This is a genomic window from Pseudomonas sp. Choline-02u-1 (genome assembly GCF_002836515.1).
Classification (GTDB): domain Bacteria; phylum Pseudomonadota; class Gammaproteobacteria; order Pseudomonadales; family Pseudomonadaceae; genus Aquipseudomonas.
Window position 1 is genome coordinate 1 of the sequence record NZ_PJBC01000060.1, and the last position, 21,145, is coordinate 21,145.

The following is a 21,145-nucleotide window of genomic DNA, read 5'->3' on the forward strand; positions in this document are numbered from 1 at the left end:
AGCGGTGCATCAGGCGATGCCGATGTTGAATGTGCCAACCCCTTCGCGGGCAAGCCCACTCCCACAGGGATTCGGGTTGCGCTGAAGATGGTCGATTTACCTCCGAACCAATGTGGGAGCGGGCTTGCTCGCGAAAGCGGTGCATCAGGCAATGATGATGTTGAATGTGCCAACGCCTTCGCGGGCAAGCCCACTCCCACAGGGATTTTGGTTGCACTGAAGATGGTCGATTTACCTCCGAACCATTGTGGGAGCGGGCTTGCTCGCGAATGCGGTGCATCAGGCAATGACGATATTGAATCCGCCAACGCCTTCGCGGGCAAACCCGCTCCCACAGGGATTTTGGTTGCACTGAAGATGGTCGATTTACCTCCGAACCATTGTGGGAGCGGGCTAGCTCGCGAATGCGGTGCATCAGGCAATGACGATGTTGAATCCGCCAACGCCTTCGCGGGCAAGCCCGCTCCCACAGGGAATTTGGATTGGGATGAAGACTGCTGATTCGCCTGCGGACCAATGTGGGCACGGGCTTGCTCGCGAGTGCGGTGCATCAGGCAATGACGATGTTGAATCCGCCAACCCCTTCACGGGCAAGCCCACTCCCACAGGAATTCTGGTTGTACTGAAGATTGTCGATTTGCCTCCGGACCAATGTGGGAGCGGGCTTGCTCGCGAAAGCGGTGCATCAGGCGATGCCGATGTTGAATGTGCCAACCCCTTCGCGGGCAAGCCCGCCTCACAGGTTTTGGTCTGCGTTCAAAACAGATACAAATCAAAAGGCTGCACCTTTCGGCCGATCGCAGATATTCTGCGCTTCACACGGGTACGGGAACCCGACGAATCTCCATGGCCAGCCACTGCCAGGAGGAGTTGCCCGATGCCAAAGGAGTGTTCGAATGAGCGAAAAAAAGCTGGAAACCACGGTCGACCGCGTCTACCAAGGGGTTTATGCGGCGATCAGCAAGCGTTCGTTGCGCCCCGGCATGAAGCTGGGCGAGGCTTCGCTGGCCGAATTGTTCAATGTCAGCCGCACGTCGGTGCGTGCTGCGCTCAAGCAATTGGAGGCTGATGGCCTGGTGACGACCGAGCCCAACAAAGGCGCGTCGGTATCATTGCCCAGTGACGCAGAGCTGCGTTCGCTGTTCGAAACCCGACGACTGATCGAAATCGGCATTGTCACCGAGCTGTGCCGGCGCAAAGACACCGTTGCCATGCAGGACCTGCGCGAGCACTTGTTGCTCGAAGACGCCGCCCATGCGGCCGGCGACCACGAACGTCTGATCCACTTGCTTGGCGAATTCCACCTCAAACTGGCGCGCAGCCTGAACAATCCGGTGCTGCTCGACTGGTTCCAGAAGCTGATCTCGCGCGCCTCGCTGTATGCCGCCGCGCTCGACGACGACAGTCACCAGGCTTGCCGCGACGACGAACACCTGCGCTTGCTCGAGTACATCGAGGCTGGCAATCAAAGCGCTGCGATCGAGCTGACCTGCACGCACCTCAACGGGATCGAGAAGGCGATTCTCGACGTCGCTGCAAAAATGAAAACCGGCTATCACCCGCTAAAACACCTGATTGGCGTCTGAATGGCCCGGTGTCGCAAATCGGCTACACCTGCGATGAAACCAATACGCTTTCAGAGCCTCGAAACACACGGGCGTCGCGTCGTTGTAGCGTTGCGATAGATCGGAAAACCGCAAAAAAGGACACTGAGTCAGGCGATGCAGTTTTTATCCGAAAGCCACGGCTGTGAGGGCTGGAAAGGCGAAATGGCCGAACGCATTCGGGCGTTTGACTGGAGCCATACCGAACTGGGTCCGCTCGCCGACTGGCCGGCCAGCCTGTGCAACACCGTGCAACTGATGCTGGCTTCGCCGCTGCCGATGGTGATGCTCTGGGGCCACGCCGGCTACATGATCTACAACGACGCCTATTCCGAATTCGCGGGGGGGCGCCATCCCTATCTACTCGGCGTCCCGGTTGAGCTGGGCTGGCCGGAAGTCGCCGAATTCAACCGTCACGTCGTCGACACCTGCCTGGCCGGCGGCACCTTGTCCTATCGCAACAAAGAGCTGGTATTGCTGCGCGACGGCGTCCCCGAAGATGTCTGGATGGATTTGTATTACAGCCCGGTGGCCAACGATGAAGGCGTGCCCGGCGGCGTCATGGCGATGGTCGTCGAGACCACCGAACTGGTGCATTCCGAGCGTCTGCGCCAGGCGGCGGAAGATGCTTATCGCGCCGACAACGAACGCGTGCGTCTGGCCTTGAATGCCGGCGCACTGCTGGGCTCGTTTGTCTGGGACATCAAGAACAATCGCTTCTCCGCTGACGAACGTTTCGCCCGCACCTTTTCCTATCCGTCGGATCAGGACCTGAGCGATCTGCAACAAGAAATTGCCGAATCGCGCATCCATCCCGAGGATCATCGGTGGGTGCAGGAACGGGTTGCCCACTGCGTGCGCACTGGCGAACCGTACAACGCCGAATACCGCGTGCAGCGTGGCGATGGCCAGTATCTGTGGGTCTTGGCCAGTGGTGCCTGCGAGTTCGATGAAGACGGCAAGCCGTTTCGCTTCCCCGGTGTGCTGATTGACATCCATGAGCGCAAGAATGCTGAAGACTCGCTGCTCAAATTCACCCGCAACCTCGAACAGCGCGTGGCCGCCGAAGTGGATGCGCGACTGGCTGCGGAAGAGCAATTGCGTCAATCGCAGAAACTCGAAGCCATCGGCGGCCTGACCGGCGGCGTCGCCCATGATTTCAATAACCTGCTGCAAGTGATCGCCGGCAACCTGCATTTGCTCGCTCGGCATGAGCCGAACAATGCCAATGTGCAACGCCGGGTCGGGGCTTCGCTGGCGGCGGTCGAGCGCGGTGCCAAATTATCTTCGCAACTGCTGGCGTTTGCCCGTCGGCAACCGCTGTCACCGGCCGTGTGCAACCCTGAGCAGATTTTCGAAGGCGTTGGCGAATTGCTGCAACGCGCCCTGGGCGAAACCATTCAGATCGACGTGCAGTTGCCGTCGCAGCCGTGGCACATCAACGTCGACCGTAACCAGTTGGAAAACGCGATTCTCAATCTGGCCATCAACGCCCGCGACGCGATGAAGGGCGAGGGCGTTATTGGCCTCAGCGCCGCCAACGTCTGCCTGGACAGCGAATACTGCGCCGGCAAGGGCATCGCGGCCGGGGAGTATGTTCGTGTGGCGGTCAGCGACACCGGCGTGGGTATTGCCCCACAAATGCTTGAGCAAGTCTTCGAACCGTTCTTTACCACCAAGGCCGACGGGCAGGGCACCGGGCTCGGTTTGAGCATGGTCTTCGGCTTCGTCAAGCAGAGTGGCGGCCACGTCGAGATCGACAGCAAGCTCGGCGAAGGCACGCGGGTGCAGTTGTATTTCCCGCGCAGCCTGCGCCCGGTCCGCGAAGAGACCGCGAGTGTCGGCGAACGCAAAGGCGGCGGCCACGAAACCATTCTGGTGGTAGAGGACAACGACGCAGTGCGCGCTTCGGCGGTGGAATTGCTGCGCGAAGAAGGCTATCGAGTGATGACCGCGTGCAATGGCGACGTCGCCATGCAGATGTTGCTGGAAGGCATCGAGATTGATCTGATCTTCACCGATGTGGTCATGCCCGGCCTGATCAAGAGTTCGGATCTGGCCGCATGGGCCAAGGTGCAGACGCCGCCGGTGCCGGTACTGTTCACCTCCGGGCATACACGCGACATCATTTCCCGCGACCACCAACTCAGCCCCGATACGCATCTGCTTGGCAAACCTTACAGCCCGCAAGCGTTGCTGCAGATGATTTGCGAGGTGCTCGGCACTTGAGGCCGAGCGCTGCCACTGTTTTCCAATCAAGGCAGGTCGATGACTTCCAAGCGCAATTCCAAAGCACCCGCCGGCATGGTCCGTGTGCGCGGCGCCCGCGAACATAACCTGAAAAACGTTGATGTCGATATTCCCCGCGATGCGCTGGTAGTGTTCACCGGCGTCTCGGGATCGGGCAAGTCATCGCTGGCGTTTTCCACGCTGTATGCCGAGGCCCAGCGGCGTTATTTCGAATCGGTGGCGCCGTACGCGCGGCGGCTGATCGATCAGGTTGGCGTGCCGGATGTCGACTCCATTGAAGGACTGCCGCCAGCCGTCGCCCTGCAACAGCAGCGCGGCACGCCGAGCGCGCGTTCCTCGGTGGGCAGCGTGACGACGCTGTCGAGCCTGATCCGCATGCTGTATTCCCGTGCTGGCAGTTACCCGCCGGGACAGCCGATGCTGTATGCCGAGGACTTTTCACCGAACACACCGCAGGGTGCTTGCCCGGAGTGTCATGGATTGGGCCGCGTCTATGAAGTGACCGAAGCGCTGATGGTGCCGGACCCCAACCTGACCATCCGCCAGCGCGCCGTGGCGTCCTGGCCCTTGGCCTGGCAGGGGCAGAACCTGCGCGACATCCTCGTGACCATGGGCATCGATGTCGATATCCCGTGGAACAAACTGCCCAAAAAGCAGCGCGACTGGATCCTTTTCACAGAAGAAACGCCGACGGTGCCGGTGTACGCCGGGCTGACCCCGGAAGAAACCCGCGTCGCCCTCAAGCGCAAGATGGAACCGAGCTACCAAGGTACTTTCACCGGCGCCCGGCGCTACATCCTGCACACCTTTACCCACTCGCAAAGTGCGCTGATGAAGAAGCGTGTCTCGCAGTTCATGCGCGGCAGTCCGTGCCCGTTGTGCGAGGGCAAGCGGCTCAAGCGCGAGGCGTTGTCGGTGACCTTTGCGGGCTACGACATTGGCCAGCTGGCACAAATGCCGTTGCTGCAAGTGGCCGAAGTACTGAGGCCGGTGGCGGCGATCAGTTACCTGGAACAGGCTGAGGGAAGCGGCGACACCCTCAGCCATGCGCAGACTCGCGAGGCCCGTAAACAGCAGGTCGCCCATGGCGCCAGTGGCCACGCCAGCGCGCCGGATGTGCGCCACACGCCGAACCTGTCGCTGGAAAAACGCCTGGCAGCGCAGCGTATTGCTGAAGATCTGCTGGAGCGCGTCAGCACCCTGACCGATCTCGGCCTGGGTTACCTGGCGCTGGAACGCAGTACACCGACCTTGTCGTCGGGCGAGTTGCAGCGTTTGCGTCTGGCCACGCAATTGGGTTCGCAGTTGTTCGGGGTGATTTATGTGCTGGATGAGCCGTCCGCCGGCCTGCACCCGGCGGATGGCGAAGCGCTGTTCGAGGCGCTGCAGCGGTTGAAGGCGGACGGCAACACGCTGTTTGTGGTCGAGCACGATGTCGAAACCATGCGCCGTGCCGACTGGCTGATCGACGTCGGTCCGGCAGCGGGGGAAAAGGGCGGGCAAGTGCTGTACAGCGGCCCGCCTGAGGGGCTTGCCGAGATTGCGGATTCGCAGACCCGCGCTTATCTGTTCGCCGAAAACCAACGACCTGAACGCACCGCGCGCAAGCCGAGCGGCTGGCTGAAGCTGGACGGCGTCACGCGGAACAATCTGAATAATCTGAACGCCGAATTCCCCCTGGGCTGTTTCACCTCGGTGACCGGGGTGTCTGGCTCCGGCAAATCGAGTCTGGTCAGTCAGGCATTGCTGGAACTGGTCGGCGCGCAGTTGGGGCGGCCGGTGGCCGAGGTCGAGTCGCAAGAACCGAGCCTGGAAGATGACGTACAACCGCCCAGTTCCGGCCAGATCACCGCCGGCCTGGAGTCGATCAAGCGGCTGGTGCAGGTTGATCAGAAACCGATTGGCCGTACACCGCGTTCCAATCTGGCGACCTACACCGGACTGTTCGATAACGTGCGCAAGCTGTTCGCCGCGACCCCCGAAGCGCAAGCGGCGGGCTATGACGCCGGGCAGTTTTCCTTCAACGTCGCCAAGGGCCGTTGCGCCACGTGCGAGGGTGAGGGCTTTGTCAGCGTCGAATTGCTGTTCATGCCCAGCGTGTATGCGCCGTGCCCCACCTGTCATGGCGCGCGCTACAACCCGCAGACCCTGGCAGTTCTCTGGCAGGGCTTGAGCATCGCGCAGGTGCTGCAATTGACCGTCGATGAAGCGGTGGCGGTGTTCGCCGAGCAGGCGGGGATACGTCGTTCGCTGGAGGTGTTGCGCGATATCGGCCTGGGGTATCTGCGCCTGGGGCAACCGGCCACCGAACTGTCCGGCGGCGAGGCGCAGCGGATCAAACTGGCGACCGAATTGCAGCGCAGTCAGCGTGGTGCGACCTTGTATGTGCTGGATGAGCCGACCACGGGATTGCACCCGAGGGATGTCGACAGGTTACTGCAGCAGCTCGATACATTGGTGACGGCAGGGCACACGGTGATCGTCGTCGAACACGAAATGCGTGTAGTCGCGCAGAGCGACTGGGTGATTGACATCGGCCCCGGCGCGGGCGATCAGGGCGGCAGGATTGTCGCTGCCGGCACACCGCAAAAAGTCGCGGCGAGCAGAAAGAGCAAGACTGCGCCGTTTCTCGCTCGGGCGTTAAGCCGATGATGGCGGCGCCCTCGCTAGCGCCTTCGCGAGCAAGCCCGCTCCCACAGTTTTGTGGGTTTACCCGGAAAACTGGTCGCACACCAGATCCCTTGTGGGAGCGGGCTTGCTCGCGAACGCGGAGTGTCAGGCGCCATCAATCGTGCGGCGGATCTTGTCGAGCAGTTCGCTGATCTGGAACGGCTTGACCAGCATTTCCATCCCTGTACCCAGGAAGACCTGGCGGTTGAGCGCGGTTTCGGCGTAGCCGGTCATGAACAGGATCGGCAGCCCTTCGTGCCAGCCGCGGGCGACATCCGCCAGCTCACGGCCACTCATGCGCGGCAAGCCTACGTCGGTCAGCAGCAGGTCGATCGACGGGTCATTCTGCAAGCGCTCCAGCGCCGACTCGATATCCGCTGCCTGCGTGCAGCGGTAGCCGGCATCTTCCAGCACTTCGGTGACGAACAAGCGCACCGTGGCCATGTCCTCAACGATCAGCACATGCTCGCCACTGCCTTTGGCGTCAGGCATCGGCACAGGCGCGTCGGCCCCGGTCGGGTCGTTGGTGCCGGGCAGCATGATCGTCACTTCGGTACCTCGCCGGGCAACGCTACGGATGTGCGCGTCACCGCCGGACTGACGGGCGAAGCCGTAAATCGTCGACAGGCCGAGCCCGGTGCCCTGGCCCAGCGGCTTGGTGGTGAAGAACGGCTCGAACACCTTGTCGATCACGTTGTGTTCGATGCCGGTGCCGTCGTCGCGTACCGACAACGCCACGTACGCGCCATCGGCCAGATTCGGATCGCCGTGGGAATAAGCGGCGTAAGTATTGACCCAGATATTGCCGCCGGAGGGCAGGGCATCGCGGGCGTTGATCACCAGGTTGAGCACGGCGCTTTCCAGCTGCACCGGGTCGACCAGCGCAATCGCCGGTTTGTTGGTCAGTTCCAGCTTGAGGGTGATGCGCTCACCGATGGTGCGCACCAGCAATTCTTCCAGCGAGCGGACATGCTCGTTGATGTCCACCGGCCGTGTATCGAGTGGCTGCTGACGGGCGAAGGCGAGCAGGCGATGGGTCAGCGAGGCCGCGCTCATCGCTGAGTTCAGCGCTGCTTCGGTGTAGAACTGCACCTTGTCCAGACGCTCATCGGCCACGCGTTTCTGGATCAGTTCCAGACTGGTGATGATCCCGGTCAGCAGGTTGTTGAAGTCGTGAGCGATGCCGCCGGTGAGCTTGCCCAGTGCATCCATTTTCTGCACTTGCAGCAATTGCGCTTCGGCGTGCACGCGCTCGGCGACTTCCTTGGCCAGCTGCGTGGTGGTGTCATCCAGCCGCGCCAGGTGAGAGCGCTCGCGGTGGCGGTGTTCGGTGACGTCCTCGACGAACACCAGGCTGAGCTCTGGGGTGCGATACGGCGAAATCTGCCATTGCGTCTCGCGAATCTCGCCCTGCACGCGCATGTTCAGCGTGCCTTTCCAGCGCTCCCCGTCGACCAGACGCAGGCGCAGTTCGTCGAGGATGGAGCATTGATCTTCGGCGAAGCATTCACGCAGCGCCTGCGGATCGCGGGTATCGACGATCAGCTGGGCAAAGGCGTGATTGCATTCATGCACTTTCAGATTGGCATCGAGTACTGCGATCGGCGCCGAGACGTTAGCGAAAATCTCGCGAAAACGTGCCTCGCTTTCGCGCAGGGCATTTTCCGTATCGCGCACCCGCAGCAGGGTACGCAGCGTCGCCAGCAGCACATCGGGGTCGACCGGGTGAATCAGATACGCATCGGCACCGGCGTTGAGACCGGTGATGATGTCGCCGGTCTGGATCGACGCCGCTGACACATGAATCACCGGCAGCAGCGCGGTGCCCGGGTCGGCGCGCAGCAGGCGAACGATATCGAAACCGCTCATGTCCGGCAGGTTGACGTCGAGGATCAACGCATCGAGGGCTTCGCTCTCGATCAGAGCCAGGCCGTCGCTGCCGGTGCCGGCCTCAAGCACCGTGTAGCCGTGGCGCTCCAGGCGCCGGCGCAAGGCGTAGCGGGTGGCGACGTTGTCATCGACGATCAGCAGGCGGATGTCACGATTCATCGACGTTCTCCAGAGCGATTGCCAGCGGGATGATGACGAAGAATGTCGAGCCGACGCCCGGCGTGCTTTCAACCCCGACTTCACCGCCGAGCAGGGCGGCGAAACGCTTGCACAGTGACAGGCCCAGGCCGGTGCCGCGCAGACGCTTCTGCAATGGCGAATCGACTTGGGAAAAGTCCTCGAACAGCGTGTCATGCAACTCGGCAGCGATGCCGATGCCGGTGTCGCTGACGGCAAAGCGCACCTTGTCTTCACCTTCCAGTCGCGCCGACACGCGCACTTCGCCACGGGTGGTGAATTTCAGCGAGTTGGAAATGAAGTTGCGCAGGATCTGCCCGAGCTTCTTGTCATCGGTATACAGGCGCGGCAGGCCCAGCGGCTCTTCGAAGATCAGATCCACCGCCGAAGCATCGACGATTGGCCGGAACATCCCGCGCAGGGCCGAAAACAGGTCGAACATGTCGAACCAGGCCGGCGAGATGCTGATGCGCCCGGCTTCGATCTTCGCCAGATCCAGCAGGTCATCGACCATGTCGCTGAGCTCACGTGCGGCAGTGCTGACGAATGTCACCTGCTTGTGCTGTTCAGGGCTGAGCGGGCCGTCAAGCTCGTCGGCGAGCAAACTGGTGATGCTCAGAATCGAGCCCAGCGGCGTACGGAATTCATGACTCATGTACGACAGGAAACGGCTTTTCAGATCCGATGCCTGACGCAGTTCTTCAGCCTGAGTGTCGAGCTCGGCGTACAGCGCCAGCACGCCCTGGTTGGTTTCATCGAGCTCTTCGCGCAGGGCAGTGGTTTCGCGCTGCAACTGAGCGATGAGCGCCGCCTGTTCGGCAGGGCTCAGGGTTGTCGATTCAGCCATGGGCGGCCTCCAGAGCAACGACCAGCACCGTCACGTCATCGCGACCACGACAGAAGTCGCGGTGCAGGACGCTGGCTATCACGGACGGATGGCGATGCACCAGGCCGGGGTAGTCTTTGAGGTTCCAACGGGACTGTAAGCCGTCGCTGTACATGATCAATAAATGTCCGTTCACGTGAGCATAGTCAAAGGGTTTGGCTTTACGGTACTGGCCGCCAACGATGCCAGGGTGCGAGGCCAGGCCGCGTGACTTTTCGGGGTCGAGCAAGCTGGCGCCGATATTGCCCACACCGGCGAATGTCAGGCTATCGCGCTGGCTGTCGAACTGCGCGAAGGCCACAGCGCCGCCGCGGGTACCGAGCATTTCCTGATGCAAGTCTTCCATCAATGGCACGGGATCGGCAAAGGGTGCCCGGGCGAATGCGTGAGCACCGGCCAGACCTGCGCGCTCGGCATCTTCGCCGTGACCGAGGCCGTCGACGACCAGCGCGCTGATCCGCGCGCCCTCATACGCCAGGTGCCAGACATCGCCGCAGGCGGGATCGGCATGCAACGAATGCTGGCTTACCCCGAAACGGATATCGGCCTGCCGATCACCGCGTGGAAATATCCGCGCCAGCAACACAGCGCCACGGTGGTCAGCGTAAACATCAAACACATCAGTCTGTCGCGACACCGCGCCAAGACCAATGCCCTGCGTACCGCCAGTGGAGAAACCGTCCGCCAGACAGGCATCCAGATCAAAGCCTTGCGCGCGATCCACCGTCTGCATTTCGAGGCCGAAACCGTTGCCCGGCCTCGTCAGTACACGCAGGTGAAATTCACCGCGCTGGGCATGCTTGAGTACGTTGCTGGCCAATTCCGTCGCGACCAGCGCCACCCGCCCGGCATCGTTTTCGTCGAAGCCATGCTGTTCGGCGAGTTTCTGCGCGGTGCGCCGCGCGTGACCGATCTGGCTGCTGTCCTCGATCGGCAGAACCTGGGTCAACGACCCGGTGATATTCATGTCCATCGTGTGATCGTAATGCGCGTGCCTTTGCCCGGCTCAGTGTCGAGTTCGAATTCATTGACCAGGCGTTTGGCGCCAGTCAGACCCAGGCCCAGGCCACTGCCGGACGTCCAACCGTCGGTCATCGCCAGTTTGATGTCGGGGATGCCCGGGCCTTCGTCGCGGAACGTGATGCGCAAACCGACCCGGCCGTTTTCCTCGATGATCTGCCAGTCCATGTCGCCGCCGCCGCCATAGACCATGGTGTTACGCGCCAGCTCGCTGACGGCGGTGACCAGTTTGGTCAGGTCGATCAGGCGCATGCCGCATTCGGTGGCGAGCTTGCGCGTGGTCTGGCGGGCGAACACCACGTCCTGTTCAATGGAGATGGGTTGAGTACCGCTGCTGCGTACGGTCATTGCAGGCGTACTCGATCCTGCAGCAGTTTCATTCCGCGTTCGACGTTGAGGGCGGTGCTGACGCCCGGCAAAGTCATGCCCAGCTCAACGAGCGTGATCGCCACGGCCGGCTGCATGCCGACCAGCACGGTTTCGGCGTCCATGATTTTCGATAACCCGGAAATGGTGCCGATCATGCGCCCGATGAACGAGTCGACCATGTCCAGCGCGGAAATGTCGATCAACACGCCGCGCGCCGAAGTCCGGCTGATGCGCTCGGACAGGTCGTCCTGCAGGGTCATGGCGAGTTGGTCGTGCATGTCGACCTGAATGGTCACCAGCAGCAAATCGCCCATCTGAAGAATCGGAATACGTTCCATCGGCTCAGACCGCTTTGCCGAGGCTGATGCCCAGGCGAGTCAGAGCCAGTTTCAACGCGTCGGCCAGGTTGGCTTTGGTCACGACACCTTGCAGATCAAGACCCAGGTGGACGATGGTTTGTGCAATCTGCGGACGCACGCCGCTGATAATGCAGTCGGCGCCCATCAGGCGAATCGCGGTGACGGTTTTCAACAAGTGCTGGGCGACCAGGGTGTCGACAGTCGGCACGCCGGTGATGTCGATGATGGCGATTTCCGAACCGGTGTCGACGATGCGCTGCAGCAGCGACTCCATCACCACTTGCGTGCGCTGCGAGTCGAGGGTGCCGATCATCGGCAGGGCGAGGACGCCGTCCCACAACTTGACCACCGGGGTCGACAGTTCCAGCAATTCTTCCTGCTGACGCTTGATCACCGCTTCGCGGGATTTCTGGAAGGTGCCGATGGTGTGCATGCCGACGGTGTCGAGCAGCTCGGACACTTCCAGCAATTGCTCGGCAAGCAGCGCAGGCTGATCTTGATAGTGGTTTTGCAGCAGGGCGAACAACGGCCCCTTCAGCGCGAAGATGAAGTTGGCGGTTTGCTGGGAATCCTGGCCGAGCAGGGCGCGGCTCTGCGACAGCTTCTCAAGGAACTGACGGGTGTCTTCCCAGCCTGCGGCGGCGACTTTGCTGCCGTTGCCATTTTCCAGGCCGGCCAGCAGCAGGCTGAGCAAATCGCGGGTTTGCTGAGTGACGTCATGTTCTTTGAGGTTGCGCGTCGCGCCGCTGGCTTCGAGGCGTTTGGTCCATTCGCTCAACAGCTGAGTCTGGTTGTTCTTGATTGCTTCAACTGTGCTGTTCTGCAGTGCTGCCATGTGCGTGTCGCTCCGTTTCATAAGGGGCCGGCCTGGCGAAATGGCCGGCGCGAATTGACTGACATTTGCCGCTGGAAATAGTTGTTCATCCTGCGGTGAATTTTCTGCCTGCCGCGTCGATCGCCCCGATAACTCTAGTCGGCGAGGCAACAGGCAACGATCTTTTGAACGAATCTACGGCGTCAGGCTTCGAATCTGCATGCCCGACGTTTTCCAGTCGTGCTGGAAGAGTGAGGCAGGACTATGAATGAGGTGGATATGAACGAGCAAGCGCCGCAACAGCAAAATCAGTCCTCAGCGTCGATTAACCGCAACGATCCAGCGATCGACCCGCAAATACCGGGGCAAACTCAGCCTGCGCCGGCGGAAAAAGGACAGGCGGACAGCGCCGCTGCCGAGGTCGATCAGAAGCAGCATCACAGTGACAACAGCAACGACTTCAGCCCTGGTTTCAAGCCTGATCCGGATCGCCCTGCACCGGGCGAAAGCACCGATGCCGATATCGATACCGATGGCGGTTGATCGCTGAAACGCAAAAAGGCCGCATCAATAGATGCGGCCTTTTTATTGCCCGAAGGTTACTTGCTCGGGTGTTTGGCCTGCAGCTCTTTGGCATGGGCCAAGTGTTTTTCCAGCGCTGGTAGCATTTTCTGCGCGAACGCTTTCAGCTCCGTAGCGCCTTTGGTCTTGTCATCGGTCACGGTGTTCGCCTGTTTCTTGAACAGCTCGATTGTTTCCTGGTGAGCCATGACCTGGTTGTTGGCGTAGGCCGCATCGAAGGATTCATCGCGCATGTCGAGAATCTTTTCCTTGGCCTGCTTGACCAGGGTAGTGGTGTCCGGGACTTCGATGTCGTTGGCTTTGGCAATCGCCGCCAGCTCATCGTTGGCTTTGCTGTGATCAGTGATCATCTGGTTGGCAAAGGCCTTGATGTCAGCAGACTGGCTTTTTTCGAGGGCCAAGCGACTGGTTTCGATCTCGGCGATGCCACCGGCGGCGGCGTTATCGACAAAATCGTTGTCGGTCGCGGCAAAGGCGCTGCCCATGCCGGCAGACAGTGCAACAGCCAGAGCGAGATGACGCAGGTTGAATCCGTCCATTGGGTGTCTCCACGCAGGTTTTTGTGAGCGTTATCCAATGGAGCGAGCGCCTGTGCCAAAGGTTTTATCGCATTTACGACAGGGCGACGAACGGCAACCGCTGGTCTGACAGGGAGTCGACAGATGCCATTGTGCAAGGCCATGCTGACCATGAGTCAGCGCATCGGTCGCGCTGGTTGTCGATCAAATTGATGGAGGTGTTTCATGCCGGTTTCACATGATCTGTATCAGGACCTGGGCTGCAAGAAGGAAGAGATCGAGCAAAAACGCTCCGAGGATCCGAAGCTGGATTCGTTGCTCAACAAGTATTTCGATGTTGATAAAGCGGTTGTCGAGGCCGAGAACGCCCAGTCAGATGCCCCTACCGACGACGAGCTGAAAAAGCTCAAAGAGAAGCGCGTGATCGTCAAGGAACAGATCGTCGCCCAACTGGCCGGGCAGCCGCTGACGGGACAGTAATCAACCGACCCGTGGTCGCCCTTTGAGGGGAACGGCGGGGCCAATGGCACCTCCAATGTGCAGAGTCCGCAAACCATCGACTCGTTGCGAGGTGCCACATGAACGATCCCAAATTCCCCAGTGAAGAGCAGGGCGGCTTCGACCCGATTCCGACCCGTCCTGAACCGAACAGCCCGGCGCATACCACTGCGCATCCGGAAAAAACCGTAAAAGAACGGCCAGAGGATGAAGATCCGGAGAAATTTGACCGGTCCAGCAACTGACAGATCGCTATCGTTGGCTTGCCAGCGATAGCGTCGGTTCAGACGGTGAAAATTTTTACCGTTTTACTTCAGGGCCGAATCCAACCCCATGCGCCCCATATGCGTAGCCTTCAACGAGCCGAAATACAGCCACTGTCCGTATTCGCGAACGGTGGTAATCGGCGAATAATTGCCATCGCTCGCATCCTGCAGATTGGCAATCACCTTGGCGTCCAGATCGAGCCCGAGGACAAAGCCACGCTTCTCTACAGGCTTGGGCAAAACCGTCAACGCCCGCACGATCATCTTGCGCAAAAACGGATGTTCAGCCGTGCCGTCGAGCAAGGCATTGCGTGGCGCATACAGCGCTACCCAAAAGCGATTGCTGCCATTGAACGAGAGGTTGTCCGGCAGCCCGGGCAGGTTGTCGATGAACACATCATGTGTGCCAGCCTTCGGCCCGCTCAGCCAGTAGCGGCTGATGCGATAGGCGCCGGTCTCGTTCACCAGCACATAGGCTTCGTCCGGGCCAAGCGTTACGCCATTGGCAAATTGCAGCTTGTCGAGCAGCACGCTGGTCTTGCCGGTTTGAAAGTCGTAACGCAGCAAGCGTCCGTCGGCGCCATGTTCGATGATTGCCTCGCCGTCCTGCCCATAGCCCCAGCGGCTTGAGGCATCGCTGAAGTAGGCGAAATGGCCCGACTTGTCGACCGCCACATCATCCGTGAAGCCAAATGGAACACCGTTGGCCTCGGTCGTCAGGGGAATCACGCGTCCCTGCGCATCCAGTGACAGCAAACCTTTGACCGCATCGGCAATCACCAGCATGCCATTCGGATGACGTGCCAGACCCAAGGGGCGGCCACCGGTGTCGGCCAGAACCTTGCGCTGCGTGCCGTCGAGACTGCTGCGAATCAGCCTGCCGTCATGCAAACCGGTGATGAGGAATTCGTCTTCCAGCAGCAACGCTTCCGGCCCTTCGATGTCGCTCGGCCCGATCTTGACCACGCCTTTGAGGCGCTGGTTGTCCGCGTAAACTCCGTCCTTCAACGAGGGCGCCGGTGGCGGTGTCCAGGCCACCGGTTCGACTTTGGTCGGCAGCAATAACAGCCATGCGATGGCGAAGACGACCAACAGGATCAGTCCAAAACGTAATTTCACGCGCTGGCCCTCGCTGAACCGATGTGCGCAACAGCCTTGTCGCGCAGGGCGAGCATCGACGCGGTAGATTCGCGTTCGATGCGCCGCTTGAGCAACAGGTGATTGGCCAGACGCATGAGCAAGCCGTCAAAGCGATATTCCAACGTGCGTGCGAAGCGCGTGCCGCCAGCCTGCGCCGAGCATTCATAAGTCAGCTGTAGCGACAGGCCCTGAGCACTTTGCGCACGTGCGCACCAGCGCCGGCCCGGCAGGTATTCAGTGACTTCCCAGCGCAAGTGACCGGCACGTCCGCCGGCATGGATGTCCTCTTCGAAACGCGCACCGGCATGCAGTGGACCTTGCGGGCCGTCAATTTTCAATGAGGAGGGGTGCCAGTCCGGCCAGTGACTGACGCTGGCGGCATAGGCAAGCACGGCAACCGGTTCACCGGCGATAGCGATTTCGTGCTGCATGCGCGTCATGGGCATTTTCGGATAACTCAAAGGGGCGGGTTCCGGCTCGTCATACAGCGTGCCGAACAGATAGTCCATCAGGGGCAGAACGATGTTGAAATTGCGCGTCTGCATGCGCTCGCGGCGGTGATGCAGTTCATGCAAGCGGCGCATCTGGCGAATCCACGGTAACCGCGTCAGCGGATTTTGCGGCGGCAGATGTTCGCAGGCATGGAACGCTTCATAGAGCAGATAGCCAAGCACCATGCTTGCGCCGAACAGCCCGGCGACATTGGCGTTGAGCTGCGCGAGCAGCCACCACAGGGGCAGGGCGATGACCAGCGTATGAATGACGATGAGCCAGGCTGGAAACAGAATCACCCGCCAGTCCCGCGCGCTGTCGTAGGCCATATGGCCGGGCGTGAAAAAGCTGTGATGGTCGCCGGCATGTCGGGCGTAGAACATCTTCGCGAAGGGCTTTTTGTGGTGGCCGAGGTGGCGGTGAACCATGTACACGCCGAAGTTGAACAGCAGCAGGGTCAGCGGCACGGTCAGCCACTGCAGCCAACTCACCGAATGCACTGAGCGCCAGAACAAAGCGATCGCAAGCATGCCGAACGCCAGCACAAAGAAGCCGTGCAGCCAGGGGTTGTACAAAGGATGAATGGCCGCGCGGTAGCGGCTGCGGAATGCCTCGGTGGTCTGCCTCAACGCTTTCACCTGCGGGGATCATTGTCATACCCGGCAGATTAGCCGATCCGCTGACTCGTGCAGGGTCAACCTTGAGGTCACAAGCGCCATGCTCTGGACTGAAGCTGTCGGGTCAGCTCAACGGATTCCAACGTTGCGACCAGTCGTCATCGGTGCGGATTACTTCTCGCAACAGATCGAAGGCCTGTTGCAACACTGCCGAGTCGCGATCACGCGAATACACCAAGTAAGTCGGGTAGCCGAATTCCGGCGCTTTGGTGACGGCTTCCAGTGCGCCGGTTTCCAGATACGTACGCACGACTCGGGTGCGGAAATAGCCGCTACCGCCATGTTCGAGGATGTATTGCAGGGCCAACGGTCCAAGGTTGAAACTCAGCGCGGCTTTGGCTTTTTCCGGCAGGGCGGCGTCGTGCTGGCGGCGAAAGTCAGGACCCCAATCGATGTAGACATACGGTTCGGGGCGCTCGGGTGCGCGGACCAGAATCAGCTTTTCTTCCAGCACCTGCTCGACCTGCAGCCCAGGCCAGTATTCCGGTTGATAGACCAGTGCTGCATCGAGCACACCGAGTTCGAGCTGACGCAGCAGATTTTCGCCGTCGCGAATCTCCATGCGCAGAGCATGCCCGGGGATTTTCTCGCGCAGTTCCGCCGCCCAACTGAGCATCAATGGGTTGCACAGGCTGACCTCGCCACCGATGTGCAAAACGTTGTGATAACCCTCGGGCAGCGGCAAGTCGCGGCGTGCAGCCTCCCAGGTCTGCACCAGTTGATTGGCGTAGATCACGAATGCTTCGCCATTGGCCGTCAACTTCGCCCCGGCGCGATTGCGCACGAACAGTGTGCTGCCCAACTGGCTCTCGAGCTTCTGCACCCGCGCGGTAATCGCGGTTTGCGTGACGAACAGCTTCTGCGCGGCGGCGGCAAGGCTGCCGTGACGGACGATTTCGAGGAAGGTGCGAGCGAGGTCGATGTCCATAGGGCGGGGCCGGTATCTGGAGGTGGGCGCATTGTAAGTCAAAAGTTCCTCTCCCCAACCTGAAAGCAACAACGAATTGAACCGCTGAAAATTGCGTTTCAGTCCTACGGCAACAGGAGCGTTTTGATCAGATGACCATTGAGGTGTTCGGGCGACAAGCCAAGGCCGAGTCATGGCTGAAGCAACGCGCGAATGACTGCTACGGTTATGTGCCGATCGATCTGAGCGGACATGCGTATGGTTGAGGAGTATCTGAACCAGATCAAATACGGGGCTTATCAATAAACCCCTTTCCCTGGGACAGCGGCATGGGGCCGAACGGGGCGGTGGCCGCTGCTTGATCGTATTCGTGAGCATCTGCGAATCCGAGGCGACAACTTCCAGATTCCGGGAGCGATGAAGGGCCGATGAGTCGCTGCCAGCTACATCCGCGGCGGCTCGCACGCTACATCTGGATTGAGGCTTTCAACCAATATAAAGATCCGGTACATTTCGCGCCCACGCTTACAACAAGGAAGTTAACGATGGCAAAGCCTGCCGCTCGACTCAGCGATCTTAATGCATGCCCGATCACAGGCCATGGCACCAATCCCAGCAACAGCGGTTCCGGTGATGTAAACATCAATGGAATGCCGGTTTTGCGTGTCGGAGACACCACGGCTTGCGGAGACACTGTCACCGAAGGCATCAGCAATATTTTGATCAATGGCAAGCCTATTGCTTTCTTGGGCAGTGCGACGGCCCACGGAGGCATGGTAATCACGGGCTCTGGCGACGTTTTTGTCGGCACCCAGGTCGGTTCCGCACCTTTCGCCCCGATTATCACTGTTCCTAAACACAGCGAGCGCTTCCAACTGGTTGATGAGACCACCGGCGAAGCGATTCCCGACATGCTCTATTGCATCGAAACGGGTGACGGTCAGCGTCTCGTAGGCCATACCGATAGTCACGGTAACGCCGCGCGGGTGTTTACCGCCAACGCGACTTCGATAGTTGTGCAGTGGGGTAAGGAAGCCGCCGCCCATCTCGACGCGCTCGGCCTAGACTACTAAGGGAGGTGGCAGGTGGCAGCCCCCAAAACGAATCAAGCTCAAACGAGCGATCAACATACAACGACTCAAGTGAAAGGTACGCTGGCACAGGATTACGTAACGGTTGTGGGTGCGTCTTACATGTCTCTTTATGAAGAGATTCGTGGTCAGAAGGGCAACAAGATGCGCTTTATCAATCAGGGTATCCGCCAACTCACAAAGTATCCAACCGGCACTCCAAACTTCACGATTCAGCGTGTATTTCTGATTTTCAAAAACGACTATCCCGCGAACTTGCTGGGGGCTTTGAAGGACGTTGTCGAAAATCAGCACGGAGCACAGTACCGGGAGATGGACTCCATCTCCGGTCTTGTGGATTTCATCGCAGCTCGGCAACGCCGCGGGCGCGAGATCAAACAGCTCGATTTTTTTTCCCACGGAGTGGTGGGCAGCATCGAGTTGGGCTACGAGCTGGATAAAAACGATAGCTATCGTCTGCGTGATGCCCAAGCGAATATGTTCAAGCCCGAAGCGTTTGCCTATGGTGCGAAAATTCACTCCTACGCTTGTCGCACAGGTTTGGGTATCGATGCCGACTTCAAGGTCAATGAAACAGAAGATCCTCATTACGAGCGCAGCCTGGCGCAGATTCTTGCTAATGCGACCCGGACCACCGTGTGGGCATTCCCAAGGCGCAGCAACTACGACACAACTTACGGTACTGCGGCGGAACGGGGATCTGTCCCGGGCATTCGTGAAAGAGACGCAACTGATGGGCAAGCGATGCGGAACTATTTGAGTCGAAAAACCGCTTATGAACGAAAGCTGATCGAACATCGCAAGACCCTCAAAGACCCAACGGCGCAACTACCTGATGAACAGGCGCCGCAGGCGCCAACGCCAACAGTCTCTGAGGAAGAGCGCAATTTGTTGGCGCACGATGACAGCCGAGCATTGTATGAACGGAAGATTGGATTTCCGCTGGATGCCTTAGGCGCACATCGTGACGTTCGATCAGGTGATACACCGGACGGCGTACCCAAACACCTGCTTGCCTATAAGCCGCTATGACGGTCCCGAAGTTTATAGGTAGACGTCACGTCTTATGTGTCCTGTTGATTGCCGTCAGCTTTGCAGGACTATTTATTTACGCCAAGGAAGTCCAGATGCCAGCCAAAGTAATGATGTATTACGGCCCGTGGAGTCCGGAAGAAAACCGTTTCGATGCCACCCGGTGGTTCAGTTCAGGTATGTATCGCCCGCGTCTCATGGGTACTCCGCCTGAACAGAGCCCAGTGACCATGCTGCGCAATAAGCCTGAAAGTTTGCGACATATTGAGAATGATGTTCTCTTGACCGAAGCGTTGTTCGCTATAGGACGACAGTTTCCAAAGTTGGACACCGAACACCTCATTCTGAATACGCCGGACCTGCATCGCCAGATACGGTATGCCTATAGTTCATTTGCCGAGCCCGACAGGCCGGTGGATACCTATTGGCTTTTCATCAGGTTTGAAAACAGGATCGTGGTCGTTACGATCGATTGGGACGTGACAGAAAAGAAACTCTTGGCCCGCTCGATGGCTTCGAATCTGATGGAAAACAGTGATGAAGAGGCGGCATACCTTCAGGTAAGAAAAGAGCTTGATGGGGCCGCTTCAGCCAAGCGTTAACTCACGTTGCCATGACTTCAATGGTTGAAACGACAAATCCCGCCAATAAGCGGGATTTGGGTGTTACCAAGCTGCTTCTTACGAAGGGAACAGCTCGGACAATTTCATCGACAGCATCATATCGCCTTCAACGCGCAGCTTGCCGCCCATGAAGGCCTGCATGCCGTCGGTTTCGCCGCTGACGATGTCTTTCAGGGTCTGGCTGTCCAGCACCAGCGTGCAGTTGGCGTCAGGGTTTTCACCTTCCTGGATGTCGCAGGTGCCGTCTTTGACGATCAGTGCGTATTGCTTGTCTTCGTCGGTGATGTTGAAACCGAAGACCAGGTCCAGACCGGCAGCGGCGGCTGGGTTGAACTTGGCTTGCATTGCTTTTACGGCATCAGCTACGGAGGTCATGGTTCGATCCTTTCTTGGTCATGGGAGCTGGGTGGTTACAGCCAGGGTCACAGTAAGCCGGACTCAGCGAAAAGTGATGAGTTCCGGGGCCTTCAGCAGTTGCAAATGTGCGTGACTGTTGAAGGAAGCCAGAGCCACCTCGCGACCGCGAAACTTCAGTTGGTTTAGCGAGGTGTTGACGATTTGCCAGTTCAATTCAAAGGCCTGTCTGGCAGGCATTTGCGTAATCAGATGAAGCAGGGCTGTGATAGTGCCGCCGGACGTGAACACGGCGATTTTCTGGTTTTTTTCTGCCAGGTCGAGAATGCGATGCAAACCGGCCTGAACCCGTTCGACGAAACCCAGCCAGCTTTCCAGCCCCGGGGTGTCATGAGTGCCGGCGAGCCAGCGCTCGACGATCAGGGCAAAGATGCGTTGGAACTCACCGCGGTTTTGCGCGGCGTTGCGCAGGATGTCGAGGGCTTCCGGCTCTTGCGGCAGCATGGCCGGGAGCAGGGCGCGGATCACCGCGTCGGCGTCAAATTCATTAAAAGCGGAGTCGGTTTCGAGGGCTGGAACAGGCAGGCCTCGGTCGCTGAATTGCGCCAGCGCGCTGGTGGCGGTGTGCTGTTGACGGCGCAGGTCACCGGCAATGCAACGATCAAAACTGATGCCAAGATCGGCGAGGTGCTGGCCGAGGATTTCTGCCTGACGCACGCCGGTCGGTGACAGGACGTCATAATCGTCTGCACCAAAGGAGGCCTGGCCATGTCGTATCAAGTAGATGCTGCCCACGTCCGCGTCGTCCCGGTACGTTGAAGGTCAGGCGAGGTTATGAGGATGGCGGAGAGCTGTCAATGAAAAAACATACGCTTGTTTGAAATGCCCGTTACAGGCGTGTTGCGAGAGGTTTCACGGCTGGTCGA

21 protein-coding genes and 1 pseudogene are annotated in these 21,145 nt (G+C 59.6%); 10 read left to right on the top strand and 12 right to left on the bottom strand.

Going from position 1 to position 21,145, the window contains the following annotated elements; genetic code table 11:
* The 4 genes and pseudogenes from CXF97_RS28035 to CXF97_RS16405 form a co-directional block, all read left to right on the top strand.
* Window positions 1–501 (top strand): annotated as a pseudogene (locus tag CXF97_RS28035) (hypothetical protein); the annotation flags it as partial.
* A gap of 395 nt (window positions 502–896) precedes the next feature.
* Window positions 897–1,586: a GntR family transcriptional regulator gene (locus tag CXF97_RS16395; protein WP_076563214.1), complete on the top strand. Its 690-nt coding sequence runs from the start codon at window positions 897–899 to the stop codon at window positions 1,584–1,586.
* Between the two features lie 135 nt (window positions 1,587–1,721).
* Window positions 1,722–3,833 (top strand): PAS domain-containing hybrid sensor histidine kinase/response regulator, encoded by a 2,112-nt coding sequence (locus CXF97_RS16400; RefSeq protein WP_101159389.1) that lies wholly within the window; start codon window positions 1,722–1,724, stop codon window positions 3,831–3,833.
* Window positions 3,834–3,872: 39 nt separating this feature from the next.
* A complete protein-coding gene (locus tag CXF97_RS16405; protein ID WP_101159390.1) occupies window positions 3,873–6,506 on the top strand; it encodes an excinuclease ABC subunit UvrA in 2,634 nt (877 codons plus the stop codon).
* Window positions 6,507–6,629: 123 nt separating this feature from the next.
* Here CXF97_RS16405 and CXF97_RS16410 read toward each other — a convergent pair whose 3' ends face one another.
* The 6 genes from CXF97_RS16410 to CXF97_RS16435 are packed head-to-tail and all read right to left on the bottom strand — an operon-like array spanning window position 6,630 to window position 12,060.
* On the bottom strand, window positions 6,630–8,573 hold the full coding sequence (locus tag CXF97_RS16410; RefSeq protein ID WP_101159391.1) for a response regulator: 1,944 nt from the start codon (window positions 8,571–8,573) through the stop codon (window positions 6,630–6,632).
* Complete coding sequence (locus CXF97_RS16415) at window positions 8,563–9,438, bottom strand: sensor histidine kinase KdpD (RefSeq protein WP_101159392.1); 876 nt, start codon at window positions 9,436–9,438, stop codon at window positions 8,563–8,565. Before CXF97_RS16415 ends, CXF97_RS16410 begins: the two co-directional genes overlap by 11 nt.
* On the bottom strand, window positions 9,431–10,444 hold the full coding sequence (locus CXF97_RS16420) for an ATP-binding protein (RefSeq protein ID WP_101159604.1): 1,014 nt from the start codon (window positions 10,442–10,444) through the stop codon (window positions 9,431–9,433). The genes CXF97_RS16415 and CXF97_RS16420 overlap by 8 nt, the downstream gene beginning before the upstream one ends.
* Window positions 10,441–10,845: an anti-sigma regulatory factor gene (locus CXF97_RS16425; protein ID WP_101159393.1), complete on the bottom strand. Its 405-nt coding sequence runs from the start codon at window positions 10,843–10,845 to the stop codon at window positions 10,441–10,443. The genes CXF97_RS16420 and CXF97_RS16425 overlap by 4 nt, the downstream gene beginning before the upstream one ends.
* Entirely contained in the window at window positions 10,842–11,204 is a 363-nt protein-coding gene (locus CXF97_RS16430; RefSeq protein ID WP_016774466.1) for an STAS domain-containing protein, read from the bottom strand. Before CXF97_RS16430 ends, CXF97_RS16425 begins: the two co-directional genes overlap by 4 nt.
* A gap of 4 nt (window positions 11,205–11,208) precedes the next feature.
* Window positions 11,209–12,060, bottom strand: coding sequence for an STAS domain-containing protein (locus CXF97_RS16435; RefSeq protein ID WP_101159394.1), 852 nt, complete (start codon window positions 12,058–12,060; stop codon window positions 11,209–11,211).
* Window positions 12,061–12,318: 258 nt separating this feature from the next.
* Here CXF97_RS16435 and CXF97_RS16440 point away from each other — a divergent pair, with 258 nt between their 5' ends.
* Window positions 12,319–12,582: a hypothetical protein gene (locus tag CXF97_RS16440; RefSeq protein WP_101159395.1), complete on the top strand. Its 264-nt coding sequence runs from the start codon at window positions 12,319–12,321 to the stop codon at window positions 12,580–12,582.
* Window positions 12,583–12,638: 56 nt separating this feature from the next.
* On the opposite strand, the gene CXF97_RS16445 is transcribed toward CXF97_RS16440, so the two are convergent.
* Window positions 12,639–13,160 (bottom strand): DUF4142 domain-containing protein, encoded by a 522-nt coding sequence (locus tag CXF97_RS16445; protein WP_039758662.1) that lies wholly within the window; start codon window positions 13,158–13,160, stop codon window positions 12,639–12,641.
* A 204-nt stretch (window positions 13,161–13,364) separates the two neighbouring features.
* Here CXF97_RS16445 and CXF97_RS16450 point away from each other — a divergent pair, with 204 nt between their 5' ends.
* Window positions 13,365–13,619 (top strand): DUF465 domain-containing protein, encoded by a 255-nt coding sequence (locus CXF97_RS16450; RefSeq protein WP_041478686.1) that lies wholly within the window; start codon window positions 13,365–13,367, stop codon window positions 13,617–13,619.
* A 98-nt stretch (window positions 13,620–13,717) separates the two neighbouring features.
* Window positions 13,718–13,882, top strand: a complete 165-nt coding sequence (locus CXF97_RS28245; RefSeq protein WP_178081204.1) for a hypothetical protein — start codon at window positions 13,718–13,720, stop codon at window positions 13,880–13,882.
* A gap of 63 nt (window positions 13,883–13,945) precedes the next feature.
* Here the strand turns inward: CXF97_RS28245 and CXF97_RS16455 are convergent, their stop codons facing one another.
* The 3 genes from CXF97_RS16455 to CXF97_RS16465 all read right to left on the bottom strand — a co-directional run bounded on the left by CXF97_RS16455 (window position 13,946) and on the right by CXF97_RS16465 (window position 17,140).
* Window positions 13,946–15,022 carry an SMP-30/gluconolactonase/LRE family protein gene (locus tag CXF97_RS16455; protein ID WP_101159396.1) on the bottom strand — a complete coding sequence of 359 codons (1,077 nt, stop codon included), beginning with the start codon at window positions 15,020–15,022 and terminating at the stop codon, window positions 13,946–13,948.
* Window positions 15,019–16,164: an SRPBCC family protein gene (locus CXF97_RS16460; RefSeq protein WP_101159605.1), complete on the bottom strand. Its 1,146-nt coding sequence runs from the start codon at window positions 16,162–16,164 to the stop codon at window positions 15,019–15,021. Before CXF97_RS16460 ends, CXF97_RS16455 begins: the two co-directional genes overlap by 4 nt.
* Before the next feature lie 112 nt (window positions 16,165–16,276).
* A complete protein-coding gene (locus CXF97_RS16465) occupies window positions 16,277–17,140 on the bottom strand; it encodes a LysR family transcriptional regulator (protein WP_024012724.1) in 864 nt (287 codons plus the stop codon).
* 524 nt (window positions 17,141–17,664) lie between these two features.
* Here CXF97_RS16465 and CXF97_RS16470 point away from each other — a divergent pair.
* The 3 genes from CXF97_RS16470 (at window position 17,665) to CXF97_RS16480 (ending at window position 19,844) form a co-directional block, all read left to right on the top strand.
* Window positions 17,665–18,192 carry a PAAR domain-containing protein gene (locus CXF97_RS16470; protein ID WP_101159397.1) on the top strand — a complete coding sequence of 176 codons (528 nt, stop codon included), beginning with the start codon at window positions 17,665–17,667 and terminating at the stop codon, window positions 18,190–18,192.
* A 12-nt stretch (window positions 18,193–18,204) separates the two neighbouring features.
* On the top strand, window positions 18,205–19,242 hold the full coding sequence (locus CXF97_RS16475) for a hypothetical protein (protein ID WP_157830907.1): 1,038 nt from the start codon (window positions 18,205–18,207) through the stop codon (window positions 19,240–19,242).
* 95 nt (window positions 19,243–19,337) lie between these two features.
* Window positions 19,338–19,844, top strand: coding sequence for a hypothetical protein (locus tag CXF97_RS16480; RefSeq protein WP_101159399.1), 507 nt, complete (start codon window positions 19,338–19,340; stop codon window positions 19,842–19,844).
* Window positions 19,845–19,922: 78 nt separating this feature from the next.
* On the opposite strand, the gene CXF97_RS16485 is transcribed toward CXF97_RS16480, so the two are convergent.
* Together CXF97_RS16485 and CXF97_RS16490 are read right to left on the bottom strand one after the other, a co-directional pair.
* Window positions 19,923–20,240, bottom strand: a complete 318-nt coding sequence (locus CXF97_RS16485; RefSeq protein WP_016774477.1) for an SCP2 sterol-binding domain-containing protein — start codon at window positions 20,238–20,240, stop codon at window positions 19,923–19,925.
* Between the two features lie 63 nt (window positions 20,241–20,303).
* Window positions 20,304–21,014 (bottom strand): histidine phosphatase family protein, encoded by a 711-nt coding sequence (locus tag CXF97_RS16490; protein WP_101159400.1) that lies wholly within the window; start codon window positions 21,012–21,014, stop codon window positions 20,304–20,306.
* Window positions 21,015–21,145: the final 131 nt, after the last annotated feature.

What these genes read in the sequence shown, in the direction of transcription:
- CXF97_RS16465 (WP_024012724.1), bottom strand. Translation starts at nt 17,140, where the DNA reads ATGGACATCGACCTCGCTCGCACCTTCCTCGAAATCGTCCGTCACGGC.
- CXF97_RS16400 (WP_101159389.1), top strand. Translation starts at nt 1,722, where the DNA reads ATGCAGTTTTTATCCGAAAGCCACGGCTGTGAGGGCTGGAAAGGCGAA.
- CXF97_RS16415 (WP_101159392.1), bottom strand. Translation starts at nt 9,438, where the DNA reads ATGGCTGAATCGACAACCCTGAGCCCTGCCGAACAGGCGGCGCTCATC.
- CXF97_RS16420 (WP_101159604.1), bottom strand. Translation starts at nt 10,444, where the DNA reads ATGAATATCACCGGGTCGTTGACCCAGGTTCTGCCGATCGAGGACAGC.
- CXF97_RS16430 (WP_016774466.1), bottom strand. Translation starts at nt 11,204, where the DNA reads ATGGAACGTATTCCGATTCTTCAGATGGGCGATTTGCTGCTGGTGACC.
- CXF97_RS16445 (WP_039758662.1), bottom strand. Translation starts at nt 13,160, where the DNA reads ATGGACGGATTCAACCTGCGTCATCTCGCTCTGGCTGTTGCACTGTCT.
- CXF97_RS16435 (WP_101159394.1), bottom strand. Translation starts at nt 12,060, where the DNA reads ATGGCAGCACTGCAGAACAGCACAGTTGAAGCAATCAAGAACAACCAG.
- CXF97_RS16395 (WP_076563214.1), top strand. Translation starts at nt 897, where the DNA reads ATGAGCGAAAAAAAGCTGGAAACCACGGTCGACCGCGTCTACCAAGGG.
- CXF97_RS16470 (WP_101159397.1), top strand. Translation starts at nt 17,665, where the DNA reads ATGGCAAAGCCTGCCGCTCGACTCAGCGATCTTAATGCATGCCCGATC.
- CXF97_RS16440 (WP_101159395.1), top strand. Translation starts at nt 12,319, where the DNA reads ATGAACGAGCAAGCGCCGCAACAGCAAAATCAGTCCTCAGCGTCGATT.
- CXF97_RS16480 (WP_101159399.1), top strand. Translation starts at nt 19,338, where the DNA reads ATGCCAGCCAAAGTAATGATGTATTACGGCCCGTGGAGTCCGGAAGAA.
- CXF97_RS16405 (WP_101159390.1), top strand. Translation starts at nt 3,873, where the DNA reads ATGACTTCCAAGCGCAATTCCAAAGCACCCGCCGGCATGGTCCGTGTG.
- CXF97_RS16485 (WP_016774477.1), bottom strand. Translation starts at nt 20,240, where the DNA reads ATGACCTCCGTAGCTGATGCCGTAAAAGCAATGCAAGCCAAGTTCAAC.
- CXF97_RS16450 (WP_041478686.1), top strand. Translation starts at nt 13,365, where the DNA reads ATGCCGGTTTCACATGATCTGTATCAGGACCTGGGCTGCAAGAAGGAA.
- CXF97_RS16425 (WP_101159393.1), bottom strand. Translation starts at nt 10,845, where the DNA reads ATGACCGTACGCAGCAGCGGTACTCAACCCATCTCCATTGAACAGGAC.
- CXF97_RS28245 (WP_178081204.1), top strand. Translation starts at nt 13,718, where the DNA reads ATGAACGATCCCAAATTCCCCAGTGAAGAGCAGGGCGGCTTCGACCCG.
- CXF97_RS16410 (WP_101159391.1), bottom strand. Translation starts at nt 8,573, where the DNA reads ATGAATCGTGACATCCGCCTGCTGATCGTCGATGACAACGTCGCCACC.